Annotated in this window: 9 protein-coding genes; 3 read left to right on the top strand and 6 right to left on the bottom strand. The window is 43.2% G+C overall.

All coding sequences use genetic code 11. The features are described from left to right. Window positions 1-360: 360 nt before the first annotated feature. The 3 genes from betT to A7P54_RS02595 form a co-directional block, all read right to left on the bottom strand. Complete coding sequence (gene betT, locus A7P54_RS02585; protein WP_005319672.1) at window positions 361-2,337, bottom strand: choline BCCT transporter BetT; 1,977 nt, start codon at window positions 2,335-2,337, stop codon at window positions 361-363. 152 nt (window positions 2,338-2,489) lie between these two features. Next, a complete protein-coding gene (locus A7P54_RS02590; RefSeq protein ID WP_005200676.1) occupies window positions 2,490-3,185 on the bottom strand; it encodes an ion channel in 696 nt (231 codons plus the stop codon). Window positions 3,186-3,228: 43 nt separating this feature from the next. Then, window positions 3,229-3,825, bottom strand: coding sequence for a TetR/AcrR family transcriptional regulator (locus A7P54_RS02595; RefSeq protein ID WP_033133979.1), 597 nt, complete (start codon window positions 3,823-3,825; stop codon window positions 3,229-3,231). 85 nt (window positions 3,826-3,910) lie between these two features. On the opposite strand from A7P54_RS02595, the gene A7P54_RS02600 reads away from it, so the two are divergent. After that, on the top strand, window positions 3,911-5,119 hold the full coding sequence (locus A7P54_RS02600; protein ID WP_171548557.1) for an oxygenase MpaB family protein: 1,209 nt from the start codon (window positions 3,911-3,913) through the stop codon (window positions 5,117-5,119). A 53-nt stretch (window positions 5,120-5,172) separates the two neighbouring features. On the opposite strand, the gene A7P54_RS02605 is transcribed toward A7P54_RS02600, so the two are convergent. After that, window positions 5,173-6,888: a cation acetate symporter gene (locus A7P54_RS02605; protein ID WP_033133976.1), complete on the bottom strand. Its 1,716-nt coding sequence runs from the start codon at window positions 6,886-6,888 to the stop codon at window positions 5,173-5,175. A 1-nt stretch (window position 6,889) separates the two neighbouring features. Then, a complete protein-coding gene (locus A7P54_RS02610) occupies window positions 6,890-7,222 on the bottom strand; it encodes a DUF485 domain-containing protein (protein ID WP_004802016.1) in 333 nt (110 codons plus the stop codon). A 185-nt stretch (window positions 7,223-7,407) separates the two neighbouring features. On the opposite strand from A7P54_RS02610, the gene A7P54_RS02615 reads away from it, so the two are divergent. Both A7P54_RS02615 and A7P54_RS02620 read left to right on the top strand, forming a co-directional pair. Further along, complete coding sequence (locus A7P54_RS02615; protein ID WP_171548650.1) at window positions 7,408-10,902, top strand: PAS domain-containing hybrid sensor histidine kinase/response regulator; 3,495 nt, start codon at window positions 7,408-7,410, stop codon at window positions 10,900-10,902. 315 nt (window positions 10,903-11,217) lie between these two features. Continuing rightward, a complete protein-coding gene (locus A7P54_RS02620; RefSeq protein WP_171548558.1) occupies window positions 11,218-11,979 on the top strand; it encodes a hypothetical protein in 762 nt (253 codons plus the stop codon). A gap of 45 nt (window positions 11,980-12,024) precedes the next feature. Here the strand turns inward: A7P54_RS02620 and A7P54_RS02625 are convergent, their stop codons facing one another. Next, window positions 12,025-14,136, bottom strand: coding sequence for a TonB-dependent copper receptor (locus A7P54_RS02625; protein ID WP_171548559.1), 2,112 nt, complete (start codon window positions 14,134-14,136; stop codon window positions 12,025-12,027). Between the last annotated feature and the right edge of the window lie 62 nt (window positions 14,137-14,198).

Consider the following 14,198-nt stretch of genomic DNA (forward strand, 5'->3'; position numbering starts at 1 on the left):
TTCTACAGCATTTCACATCAGGTGCAAGCACTTTTAAAAATTAAATTATTCGGTTGTTTTATTTTTAAACTTTAACTTATCTAATTCACTGATTTATATAATTTAAAATTTATTAATTATCTTAAAAGTGAATTTAAACAACATAAGCAACTGTAATTTAATGATTTTCTAATAAATATGCTTTAATTATCAGCGGAAAAACAACTTTATTTTTATATTTAGCTTTTATTTTAGCCACCTTAGTTCGCTAAAACGTCTTTCCAGCATCCTCTACATGCTTAAAATACACTCATCCAAATGAAAACAACGGCTTTGATACGCTCAAAACCGTTGTTTTCAATATTACAGTCAGCATTTCGACTAAGAAGTTGTGCCTCTCACAATATTTAGGAAGTAAAGATGACGTTCATATTGATCAATAATGTCCTGAATCAAATCTTCTTGCGTCCAATCCATCACATCATAGTTTTGCCCACCTTCACGCAAGAATACTTCTGCCTGAAAGTAATTGGCCTCATCTTCATCCGCACGCCCTAACATAAAGCTAGGTGGAACAGTGGCATGCGAAACCACTTTATAGGTAAAGTTAATTTCATGGTGATGATCGACATGCAATTGCAGACCATTTTCGATTTCACGAATTTCCACTTCCAAGTGACGGCGTTTGAATTCACGCTGAATACTTTCAAAAGCCTTACGAACTTGCGTGTCGATATAGTGCTGAACTTCAGTTTCAGTATGCGGATAATGCATGATTAAACCTAAACGCTGCTGCCAACTGCGTGGATTATTGATGGCTCGTGGGGTAATACGCGCCTCTTGAATGGCCTTCATTTTGGTGACATCCAACTTCAAGGCTTTGAGTAAACCCCAACTCATCAGCAACATAATAAAAGTAAAAGGCAGTGCACTCATAATAATAGAAGATTGCAATGCAGACAGACCACCAACCAACAGCAGGATAATGGCCAAAGCTGCCATCAACACGGTCCAAAATAGTCTTTGCCATGTTGGAGAATTCTCGGTTTTAGCGGTGAGATAATCGGTAACCAAAGCACCCGAATCCGCAGATGTTACGAAAAAGAGCATTACCAATACCGTCGCCAGCAAGCTCATCACACCCGAAAATGGCAAATGATTCAAAAACTCAAATAAAGCAACTGATGAATCCGTTTGCACGGCATGAAGCAAACTTACATTATGCTCCTGCATAATGCTAAACAGTGCAGCATTACCTAAAAATCCCATCCAGATGATGGTAAAACCTGTCGGAATCAGTAACACCCCAACAATAAACTCACGGATGGTTCGGCCACGCGACACACGGGCAATAAACATCCCCACAAATGGTGACCATGAAATCCACCATGCCCAATACATAATGGTCCAACCGCCAATCCAGCCATTCGGCTGATAGGCGTAGAGGTTAAATGTCATGCCAAATAGGTTCGACATATACGAACCCATGTTTTGAATGGTGGTTTGCAGCAGATAAATACTTGGGCCAGCAATAAACACAAAGGCCAACAACACCAAAGCCAAAATCAGATTGAGCTCGGAAAGGCGTTTGACCCCTTTATCCAGACCTAAAAACACCGACATGGATGCCAAAGCACTGACAAAAATAATCAGGATCACCTGAACATTGCTGCTTTGCTCGATCCCAAATAGATAATGCAGACCTGAATTGATCTGGGTGACCCCGAAACCTAAAGAGGTCGCCACCCCGAAAACTGTACCAATGGTGGCAAAGGTATCAATCCCATCGCCCCAAGGGCCATAGATTTTCTTACCAATAATTGGATATAAGGCGGAACGGGTTTTTAATGGCAGATTATGCCGATAAGCAAAATAGGCCAAGGCCAATCCAACCACGGCGTAAATTGCCCATGCATGTAAGCCCCAATGGAAAAAGGTAATTCTCAAGGCTTGTTGTGCAGAAGCGACACTTTCAGGATCACCACTCGGTGGACTGACATAGTGCATCACTGGCTCTGCTACACCGAAGAACATTAACCCAATCCCCATCCCTGCAGTAAACAGCATGGCAAACCATGAGCCGTTACTATATTCAGGTTGGCTGTGATCAGGGCCTAATTTAATTTTTCCGCTGGCCGAACAGGCGATATAAATCAGTAAAATCAAAAACACTGCAACAGAGAGGACATAGAACCAGCTAAACGAGTCCGTGATCCATTGCTTCAGTTGTTGTGTCAGAAATTCAAATGAACTGGGTGCGATAATGACGATTGCGATAAAAATCGCAATAATAATCACCGTGCTTAAAAACACGTTTGGATTCACATTCGCAAACTGCGAAGATGGCTTGGAAGGCATAATTCCCTCACGTTATTCTAATGATAATGGACAGGCCATGATGGCCAAAGAAGACATTCACAATGTGAATAAAAGCGAGCTTAAAGCATGTAAAACTCGATACTAATTATAAAAAATGTGAAAAATAAAGCAGTTGTAATGCTGTAACAAAGCTATTCTTTATCATTGGCGTGTTTTGGCGCATGTGCAATATACTGTAAGGCAATGAGGCGAGACACCACCACAGCCAAATACATGACCCCACCAAACATTTGCAGCATTGCCAACACTCTGGCCGCAGGGCTGATCGGGATTAAATCCGATAATCCAGTTGCGGACTGCAGACTAAAACTCAAAAACAATAAATCGAGCCAATGTTGTAAGGCTTGAGCTTGATTGGGATTTTGAAAACTATTTGGCAGGATTAACTGACAGATACTATATAAGAAGGCAAAAGCCCAAGCGATGAGGGTAAATACTGCCCCTGCTGCAAACAATTCATCTCTGGTGAGATAGCGATCCGCAAACATATAGCGCAATAAACCATAAGCCGCATAAAAGTAAGCCAAGGCTTCAAAACTATGCGCAATAATTTGTATGGTCCGATTGCCATATCCAAGAAAAATTAAAATCGAAAATAAGAACGCACCACTGACAAAGACCAAGCCCCAAAAGGTAAATACAGGGCTTTGCCGAATCACTTTAGCGATGATCAATAAGGCCAATACACCCAGCGACCAAGTTAAAGCACGAAATTCACTGTCGCCAGTGGTCAACATATATAAAATCAACAAGGCCAATTGAACCAGCAACAACCATGCTGATGGAAGTAAGCGAAGGCTCTGCCAAAATTGTTTTAACGTTTGCATGTTGTTATTCCTAAATCTTGTTCTGGTTTTCTTATCAATCGCATCATACTGCATCTAAAAATGAAACAATCATTTTCGAGAGTTCTTGTTGTAGTCGTTGTTCCTCAATCAAAAAGGTATTTTTACTGGCATAACGCATCATGGTAAATAAAGTACTGTTAATAATCACAAAAGACTTATGTTTTAAAGTTTCAAAATCCCAATGCGGATAGTAACGACCAAATAAATACATGCCGATTTCCAAGAAGTGCTGCTCCAATACCTGTGCCGCTTCCGAGTCACTATAAGCATGCCAGTTTTTTAAGATTTCGATAAAAAAACCTTGATCAGATTTCAAAGATTCAAAGCCAAACGCAATACTTAATGTGATGATGTCTTGAATAGAGGTTTGTTGTTGTAGCATCACCAACTGTTTTACTGCTTGCCCCAAGCTTTCGCTTTTACGCAATAATAGTTCTGCGATGATCTGTTCTTTATTTTCAAAATACTGATAGATCGACCCAACACTCACACCTGATTTTTCAGAGATTTTAGGCGTAGTCACCTGCAAAACCCCATATTCAGAAATACATTTCTGCGCCCCTTCCAAAATACTTTCGACAATCATTTTAGCACGCTGTTGCTGTGGTCTTTTTCTCATAAACAGACTCGACTGAAATGCGAATTGAATGCGAATAATTATTCATATTAAGCTTTGATTAAATAACAATCACAGGCTTTATGCAATGCAAAGCATCATTAAACCTAAACGCTTGGCTGCGTTTAAAGATATGAGTCAGTCTAATATCAAAACCAAAATTCTGAGTTATATCACTCATCAACAGGTTCAACCCAGTTATGCAGAATATCAGGCACTGAATACCGCTCTGCAAAGTGGTGATGAACCCATGGATCAACTGCTGCTATGGGTGCTACAGAATCCAAAACAACATCGTAAATACTTTGAAACTGCGCTATATCAAGGTCTCGATAAACTGCCACATGAAATTCCTGAACTCACTACCTTCTTTCAATTCGTTGAACAAAAACCTGCTTGGTATGATCAAAACAAAATTGATACTGCACTGAAATTTACCTATCGCTTGGGAATCAATAACGGTCTTATCCTCCGAGATTTATCCTTAATGACAGGCTATATGTACCCTGGTTTTAACCAACCCTTGGTCCTGACAGGCGCATTAAAAAAACAGGCAGGTACACGTTTGGCTGAAACCACCAAATGGTGGGTCGATATCACCGAAAAAAATGGTTTTGAACGTTTTAGCAAAGGTTTTACCTCCACCATTTTTGTGCGTTTTATTCATTCACTCGTGCGTCATCAACTGCAAAAATCAGAAAAATGGGATGCCAACACTTGGGGCATCCCAATCAATCAATATGATCAGGCCATGACCAATATCGCTTTTAGTGGTGTCGTCTTGATTGGAATACGGGCTTTAGGCATTTTTCCAAGTAAACAAGATGTCGATAGCTTTTTACATTTTTGGAAATACGCAGGCTGGCTAATGGGCGTTGAAGAAAAATGGCTAGTCGATCATGAAGCCGATGGTTGGAAACTGATTTACTGGATGCACTTCGCACATCCTCAATCTGATGACAGCAGCATTTCATTGGGTTCCAGTCTTTCCAAAGAACCCTTTGAGCGAAAATATCGCTATCTACGTTCTTTCCAACAGAAACTGGCCTATAAGCAGCATCTCGAGATTACTCAATTTTTCATTGGCCGTAAGAAAATGCAGAAGCTCGGTTTAGCTCCACAATCAGCATCTTGGTTTGCTTATTATCTGATTGGTCGTAATTTAGCCTTATATACAGGTGCTAAGCATATTCCAAAATTAAACAGCTTCCTTGAGCAAAATGGACGACAGCTACAACGGATTGGTCTGTCTTTATACCGCAACCAAGGGCAGCAACTGGCAAGTATGCATCAATAAGCCATAAAAAAGCCCTCAATCAATGAGGGCTTTTATTTTATGCTTGGTTTTGATTAGTGATCTGACGCGCCAGATGCACCGATCCCTGTCATTGAACGAACAAACTGAGCATCAAAGGCTTTACGCTCTTTCTCTGCACGTGCTGATTTATCAGTTACAGAGAAGAACCAGCAGCAAAGAAATGATAAAGGCATTGCAAAGAGTGCTGGACCATTGAATGGGTTTGGCGCAGTTTCAGAAATTGCCAAAGTATCGACCCAAACGGCTTTAGACAGAATGATTAGGCTCACCGCACCAACCAAACCAACCACACCACCAATCACTGCACCACGTGTAGTCAAGCCTTTCCAGAACATTGATAACACGAGGATTGGGAAGTTTGCACAACATGCCACAGAGAATGCTAAACCGACCATGAAGGCAACGTTTTGCTTCTCAAACAAGATACCCAAGATCATGGCAAAGATGGCTAAACCTAAAGTTGCAATTTTTGACATCTTCAATTCAGATTCAGGAGTGGTTTTGCCTTTTTTGAACACGTTGGCATATAAATCATGTGAAATCGCTGAAGCACCTGACAGGGTCAAACCAGCAACCACGGCAAGAATTGTTGCGAATGCGACTGCTGAAATAAAGCCCATGAACAAATCACCACCCACTGCATCACTTAAATGCACGGCAGCCATGTTGTTACCACCCACCAACTCTAATTTTCCTGTTACTGCCGCTTTTGCAACATCAAGGAATTGCGGGTTGTTCGCAACAAATAGGATTGCACCGAAACCGATAATGAAAGTGAGCAGATAGAAGTAACCAATAAAGCCTGTTGCAACCACAACTGATTTACGTGCTTCTTTGGCATCTTTTACTGTAAAGAAACGCATCAAGATATGAGGTAAACCTGCCGTACCAAACATCAACGCAAGACCAAGTGATAACGCATCAATTGGGTTTGCCGCGAGTTTACCCGGCCCCATGATTTTGGATGCTTCTTCCCAGCTCATGCTATGCGCTTGGCTATACACACCAATGGCTTGGTTAAACATATTGGTAAAGCTAAAGCCAACAGCTTTCATCACCATAAAGGCCATGAACGTCGCGCCACTGAGTAACATCACCGCTTTGATGATCTGTACCCAAGTCGTTGCCAACATACCACCAAAGATCACATAAGCCATCATCAATAGACCGACGATCACAACTGCGATGTTGTAGTTCAAACCGAATAGCAATTTGATCAACTGACCTGCACCCACCATCTGTGCAATCAGGTAGAACGCAACCACAACCAATGAGCTAAATGCTGCCAAAGTACGGACTGGCTTTTCTTCCAAACGGAATGACACCACGTCTGACAAGTTATATTTACCCAAGTTACGTAAGCGTTCCGCAACAAGGAAAAGTACAATTGGCCAACCCACCATAAAACCAAGTGAGTAAAGTAAGCCATCAAAGCCTGAGCTAAAAACTAATGCTGAAATACCCAAAAATGATGCCGCTGACATATAGTCACCCGCAATCGCCAAACCATTTTGGAAACCACTGATTCCACCACCTGCCGTATAAAAGTCTTGTGCAGATTGAGTTTGCTTTGCCGCCCATTTGGTAATGAACAATGTGAAACCGACAAAGATCGTAAACATAATGATCGCATGCCAGTTAGTCGCCTGCTGTTCAGCAGCACCTAGGTCTGGGCCCGCGAATGCAATACTTGAGCAGCAAAAACTGAGCAGCGTAAACAGTATCGCTTTAAATGATGTCCCTTTCATCTCAGTGCATCCCTTTTTCATGTGCAATGGCCTCAACTTCCTTGAGGGCTGCTTCATTCAGTTGATCAAGTTTCGTATTGGCAATATAGGAATACACACCACATAATAAAAATGACAATACGATAATGCCTAAACCAAGGGGAATTCCCCATGTGGTTACACCACCGCTAAATGAACTTGCTAAAAATTCTTTGTTATAGCCAACCAAAAGCATAAACCCAACGTAGATAAACAGCATGATTGCTGTTAATGTCCAACTTAATGTGCGCTTTTTGCTGACCATCTCTTGAAACTTTGGATTTCGTAGAATTCGATCTACCTGTGAATCATCCATAATTGACTCCTTATTTTTGTGTCCAACCGTGGACCCCTTTTTCACATGGGATTTTTCATTATCCAAAGTAACAAGATTATGCTTGACTCGTAACTTAGACTTTGGTCTCTAAATGACAATCTCTACTCCTTGCTATACCTGCACTTCGGGTATGATAAAAAATGGAATTTGATCACGTGAGCAATATGAACAGCTGGCTTATTCTTGGTGTCCTTGCCCTGTATATTGTGCTGTTATTCGGCTGCGCTTTTTTTGGTGAAAAACATGCCAGCCGTTTAAGTACCCGCGGCCGTATGCTGCTGTTTAGTTTGACTTTAGGGGTCTATTGCTCATCATGGACCTTTTACGGCGCGACGGGTGCTGCGGTACGTCAGGGGGTTATTTTTCTACCGATTTATCTTGGTCCTTTGCTGTTCATCTGGTTTGGTTATGACATCTGGAAACGCTTAGGTCGGATTCGTCAACATCATGCGATTTCTTCGATTGCCGATTTTGTCGCAGCGCGTTATGGCAAAAGTGGTAGCTTGGCCGCACTGGTGACCATCCTTGCTGTGATTGCGATCGTGCCTTATCTGGCTTTGCAACTGCGTGCTATTGCCCTTAGTGCATCGGTCATTCTTGAACAAAATGCGCATATCCATACCACCACCAATAGTGTGTTAGTGCTGACTGCGGTACTGGCAATTTTGGCGATGATTTTTGGTACCCGTCATATTGCCCATACCGAACAGCACGGCGGTTTAATGCTGGCAGTGGCGTTTGAATCCTTTGTTAAACTGTTTGCACTGCTCTGCGTCGCTGCTTTTTTCTTATTACAATCACCTGACAATATCAAACAGGTCAGCAGCGATGTCAGTCAGCATTTCCATGACCTGCAACAACTGGGTGTGCCTGAGACTTTTTGGGTTCAGACTCTACTTGCAGGCTTAGCCATGATTTGCTTGCCGCGTCAATTTCATGTGGCAGTGGTCGAATTACGGGATGAAAAGCATATTCGTGGCGCAAGACGCTGGTTCGCGGCCTATCTGATTCTGACCGTGATTGCGATTATTCCGATTGCCAGTTGGGCTTTACACTCTTTACCTGAATCACTTGGTACACCTGATATTGCGGTATTGGCTCTGCCTTTAAGCTATCAACAAGAATGGTTGGCTTTATTGGCCTTTTTAGGCGGCTTTTCGGCTTCAACAGGCATGCTATTAGTGGCTTCGGTCGCACTGTCGATCATGCTCAGTAATGACCTGATCATGCCCGCATTATGGCGCTTTAAAATCATTTCTCGCCATGATCAGCACCTACCTCGTGTACTCAAATTGACGCGTCGTATCAGTATCGTCAGTGTGATGCTATTAGGCTTCTTATTCTTCCATTTCTTTAATGATATCAATCAGCTTTCAGTCTTTGGCTTATTGGCTTTTAGTGCGGTGGCACAGTTTTCTCCCGCCTTGATTGGTGGACTATACTGGCGAGGTGCAAGTCGCCAAGGGGTTTATGTCGGCTTACTCATGGGCTTTGCCATGTGGAGCTACACACTACTATTTCCAACAGTATTACGCAGCTTGCCAGATCACTATCAAGAATTTGCACAACACCTATTACTGTTTGGGCCTTTTGATATTAATGGTCTGCGTCCAGAGGCTTTGCTTGGTTTCGAATCCTTTGCTCCCCTCACCCATGGCGTACTTTGGTCACTGGGTCTCAATGTGGTGCTGTATATCTGGGTGTCTCGTCTATATCGTCCAAGTGTGGCAGAACAAATTCAGGCGGAAAGCTTCTTCTATTATGAAAGTAAGCCTCTGCCATCAGCTCAGTCCAATACGGATTTAACCGATCTACACCTGAATGCCGCACGCCTGAAAGTCGGTGACTTATTGGCTCTGGCTAAACGGGTTACGGGTGATAAGCCAACCCTTCAAGCCTTCCAACAGTTTTGTGAACAAAACCATGTGGTTTTAAATGAAAATCACGTTGCCAATGGCATGTGGTGGCGTTTCACCGAACAGTATCTGGCAGGAATTATTGGTGCAGCCTCTGCACGTACATTGCTGACCACTGCCATGATTAACAATGGTTTAGCACTCGGGCAAGTTGCCAATATTCTCGACCAAGCTTCACAATGGCAGCGTTTTAATCAGAACCTACTCATGACCATGATCGACCATATGACTCAAGGCGTCAGTGTGGTGGATAAAAATATGTGTTTGGTGGCGTGGAACAACCAATATCTCAAGCTATTTGATTATCCTAAAGATTTGGTCTACGTCGGTTGTCCAATCGCAGATCTGATTCGCTATAACGCGGAACGCGGTGAATGTGGTCCCGGCCCTGTCGAGGAACATGTGCGCAAACGACTGCACTGGATGAAATTAGGCAGTGCGCATGAGTTTGAGCGGATTCGTAAAGATGGTCTGGTCATTCAGATGCGTGGTAATCCCATTGAAGGTGGGGGTTTCGTGACCACTTTCGCCGATATTACCGCCTTCCGTGAAAATGAAGCAGTGTTGGAAGAACGCGTCAGTGACCGAACTCAGCAGCTTGCCAATGCATTGACCGAGCAACAACTCGCGCTAGAACAAGCCGATAAAGCCAATCAATCGAAAAGTCGCTTCCTTGCCGCAGCCAGTCATGACCTATTACAGCCCATGCATGCGGCCCGTTTATTTAGTACTGCTTTAGAGCAAAGTGTGCATTCAACCGAAGACCAACAGACCTTGCAACAACTGGATCGCGCACTCTATGGTGCAGAAAGTATGCTCTCTGCTCTCCTCGATATTGCCCGTTTGGAAGGCGGCACGATTCAGCCAAAACGCCAAGCTTATGCACTGCATGACTTATTAAATGATCTGGAATTACAGTTCAAATCGATTGCTGCTCAACGCAATATTCATCTGTCTGTTCACGACACTAAATTTTGGGTCGATACCGATCCGCAATGGATGCGACGTATTATCCAGAACTTTGTCAGCAATGCATTGCGTTATACCGCTCAAGGTCGTGTGGTGGTTGGCGTGTTACGTTCTGCACAACGCCCAAATCATATTCGTATCGGGGTTTGGGACACAGGACCCGGTATTCATGAACAACAACGCCTGAAACTATTCCAAGAATTCGAACGCTGTGGCCATACTTCGCCTTGGGGCGAACAAGGTCTTGGTCTCGGACTTGCCATCGTACAACGTATGACCAGCCTGCTTGATTTTCCTGTGCATGTCTATTCGGAACTGGGTAAAGGCTCTTGCTTCATGATTGAAGTACCAATCGCTGAAGCGCCAAAAATTCAAATGGCGGTACCGCATGTGCCGGCACTGCAACATACCGCCTATAAAGTGTTGTGCTTGGACAATGATGAAACCATTTTAGAAGGCATGCGCACTTTACTCAGCAAATGGGGCTATCAGATTTTTACTGCAACAGAACCTGAGCAAGCCCTGCGACTGATTGAACAAGAGGATATTCAGGTCTGGCTGATCGACCAGCATTTGAACCATGATCAACGTGGTCTAGACTTCATTGAACAACATCGACTGGCCCATATTCCAGTCGCGCTGATTACCGCAGATTCGGACCCAGAACTTCCGCAATACTTAAAACAGCAGAATATTGTATTGTTGAGAAAACCACTCAAACCAGCAGGCCTGCGTGCGTGGCTATCTGGTTTAAAAATCATGCCCATGCAATAACTAGCAAAATATTTTGCAACATAGGCCAAAATGATCAAAACAATGCACTTTGCTCGATAATGAATTGACCAAAGTGCTCAAATCATTATTGGCTATGGCAAAAACGTTCACTTACATTAGTGAACGTTTGTACACTTACTTACAATTTAACAAGTATTTGTTTTTACTATTAAATTTTACCCTTAAAATTGCATCTACAACTTTAGTCGTATTCTACTTGTTTTCTCGATACCGCATAAATTGATCAAGTTCAACGAAACCTAGACCTCGGCTTGTTGGGTTTCTCATTACAAATTGTCAAAAAGGACATTGATCATGAATAACAGTCACCCTTCAACTGACCATAGCTCACAACAGTTTTATCGCCAATACAGCGCGAATGCCCTGTTACCTGAACTGGACTGGCAAACCATCTTTATACACAGCAAACTGGATGACACCCATTTACGCGCATTGAATACGCTTTACCAAGCCGCTGTTCCACTGGCACTCAATGTCTTTAACCAACTCAATTTTGATGTGTTTGCACCTGCGGCCTACCATCCACAAGGTCTTGGCTTATTTGAAAAACTGGCAGAGCAAGAAGAGACATTCTTAGACGCACTCGAAGCAGAATCAGCCCATCTTGATCATGAAACACGTCATCAAATCTGGAGCATGCTGTTACGTGGCGGTGCGGTATTGGTATTTAAAGCATGGTTAGGACATGTCAAAGGTGGTGAAAACCAATTGGATAAAACCCAGTTCGATGAACTTTCAGATTTACTGTTTATCAAAACACGCCCTGAACAATTAGCACAACGCTTAAAAGTCGATGCCAATGCCGCTTTGACGCACATTTTCTTAATGTATGAAAATGATGTGTTCTTAGACCATTTTAATAGCTTAGAAACGGCCGCTTTATTTGTTGATTTAGGCGTTTATGATGCAGCATTTTTAAGTCTGCGTGATGACCGTGTTGCAGAATATCTCAAAGCCAAAGGCTATGTGACTCAAGAACAAATCGATGATTTGCAATGTGCTTTAAATCCATTGTATTGCGATAGCTTAATGCCAAAACAGGATTGCTTGGCTTAACGCTAAAATGAAACAAGGTGGCTCAGCCACCTTGTTTTTTGTTGCTTAGAACTTCATGCTCATACGCATCCAGTAATTTCGACCAGTATTATTGAATTGCTCTTCACTGGCAAAACCAAAACCCGAACTACCGGCTTTATTCAGGTGCTCGGTATAGGTCTTATCCAAGACGTTATCGACGCCGACTGAAAGATCAATATCTTTATTGAGACTATAACTACCATTCAGTGAAATCGTTGAGAAACCTGCACTTGGTTTCAAGTCATAACCCACGATGTTACCTTGATGCAAGCTGATGCGATTTTGCTGATCCACCACTCGCCACAACATACCGAGCGTATATTTATCAGCAACATAGCGCAGGTTAACCCGACCTTCCAAAGGTGCGATTTGTGGTAACGGTGTATTGTCAGTGGTATTTTTCCCCCACGCATACATCGCACTCACATCTGCTTGAATGTGATCGGTAAACTGATAACCAATACCTGCCTCGGCACCCGCAATGGTTGCATCCACATTCTTCGCGCCAGCAGTAATGCCGCTGCTGCCATGCCCGCCATGTCCACCAGCATGCATATGGCTATGATCGTGATAATTCATCAGAATATAGTCATCAATCAACCCTGCGTATGCCGACACCCATGAGTTAAATGCCCCCTGCTGCTGAGTAAAACCAAGATCTAACTGTAAGGTTTTCTCTGGACGTACCCCATTAAAGGTATTGCTCGAACCTGCATTACCATGTTCAGGACTGAATAATTCCCAATAATCAGGCATACGTTCAACATAACCCAAGCCCACATAACTGTTTACGCCATGCTCGGCATTTTGATTTTCCAAACGAACAAAAGCACTAGGTAAGGTTTTTTCAAGTTGGGTATTGAAACCTTTGGCTTTAGAATCCGCACGCTCATCATCAACAGTGACTTGGTCTACACGAGCACCTGTCACGATTTTATTCTGCGGATTCAATTGATAAGTCAACTCACCAAAAGCACCATAAGACTGGAAGCGCATATCCTGACGGAAAGGTACATTCATCGATGTCATGGTCGGCGAGAACATACTGCCACCATGTTTATTGAACTGAGAGTCGACCCCAGTGATTAAGCTCCATTGATCCCATTCCGAGGTCATGGCCAAACGCGAGTTCAAAGTACGGCGTGTCACTTGCATCGCCATCGGGTTTGGCATCAACATGCTGTGTCCACCATGTTGCATTTCAACCAATGGCGGTGTACGCAGGCTATAATTATCCATGATATGGTCGTTATAGCTATAGTTGACCTGAGCTTCAATTTTCTTGATTACATCAGTGACATTTTTCTTTTCAAAACGTAGACCTAAGCTTTCACGGGCGAATTGTGCCCCATCCATACCACGACCCGCATATTCAGCCTCACCATCCGCTTTACCACCTGTCAATTCAAGCCAAGTGTTTTCATCTGGGGTCCAGCCCAATGCAACATCGGCATTCCAGCGCTCCCATGAGGACGGGATGGTGTTGCCATCGCCATCTTGATAACTATTCGATTCAGAGCGGTTGGCATTTAAGCGGATATATTTTTTCTCATCACCAATCGCCGCTTCAACATTCTGGTCTAAACGCCCAAATGAACCCCACAATACACTCGCCTGTCCACGATAGGGTTTGTCTTGGGTGAGCTTTTCAGGTTCACGTTCAAAGATCACCGTTGCTGCTGAACCGGTATTGGCATATTGAACCGTTTGTGGTCCTTTAATCACTGAAATTCGATCATAGCTTTCAGGAGAGATATAAGAGGTCGGTGCATCCATACGAGCAGGACATGCACCAAGGTTCTCCGTACCATCGGTTAAAATCTTGATGCGGGAACCAAACATACCACGAAAGGTCACATCTCCATTGGTGCCACCGCTTTGTATTGAGTTAAAACCCATAATACTTTGTAGATAGTCGGCACCATCTGTCGCTGGGATGGGTTGAATCGGTTTCTTAGGATCGGCTTGCACCACCAAACCATTGCTCTCATTCGGTTGTTGTGCAGTGACCACAATCGGTGCCATTGAGACATGTGCCTGCTCATGCTGAACAGGTTCTGCCCACGCCATTGCGGTATTTGAAGCAGCCAAGATCGCAACCGTCAGCGGTTGTAATAAAAATTTAGGTTGAGCCATCATCGGTCTCTCTTAAAACATAGATAAAACAGAGCCAGAGTTCCAAAAAAACCCTAACGAAA

It is taken from the genome of Acinetobacter sp. Ac_3412 (assembly GCF_013072675.1).
GTDB classification, from domain to species: Bacteria; Pseudomonadota; Gammaproteobacteria; order Pseudomonadales; family Moraxellaceae; genus Acinetobacter; species Acinetobacter higginsii.

What these genes read in the sequence shown, in the direction of transcription:
- A7P54_RS02605 (WP_033133976.1), bottom strand. Translation starts at nt 6,888, where the DNA reads ATGAAAGGGACATCATTTAAAGCGATACTGTTTACGCTGCTCAGTTTT.
- A7P54_RS02595 (WP_033133979.1), bottom strand. Translation starts at nt 3,825, where the DNA reads ATGAGAAAAAGACCACAGCAACAGCGTGCTAAAATGATTGTCGAAAGT.
- A7P54_RS02615 (WP_171548650.1), top strand. Translation starts at nt 7,408, where the DNA reads ATGAACAGCTGGCTTATTCTTGGTGTCCTTGCCCTGTATATTGTGCTG.
- A7P54_RS02600 (WP_171548557.1), top strand. Translation starts at nt 3,911, where the DNA reads ATGCAAAGCATCATTAAACCTAAACGCTTGGCTGCGTTTAAAGATATG.
- A7P54_RS02590 (WP_005200676.1), bottom strand. Translation starts at nt 3,185, where the DNA reads ATGCAAACGTTAAAACAATTTTGGCAGAGCCTTCGCTTACTTCCATCA.
- A7P54_RS02625 (WP_171548559.1), bottom strand. Translation starts at nt 14,136, where the DNA reads ATGGCTCAACCTAAATTTTTATTACAACCGCTGACGGTTGCGATCTTG.
- betT (WP_005319672.1), bottom strand. Translation starts at nt 2,337, where the DNA reads ATGCCTTCCAAGCCATCTTCGCAGTTTGCGAATGTGAATCCAAACGTG.
- A7P54_RS02620 (WP_171548558.1), top strand. Translation starts at nt 11,218, where the DNA reads ATGAATAACAGTCACCCTTCAACTGACCATAGCTCACAACAGTTTTAT.
- A7P54_RS02610 (WP_004802016.1), bottom strand. Translation starts at nt 7,222, where the DNA reads ATGGATGATTCACAGGTAGATCGAATTCTACGAAATCCAAAGTTTCAA.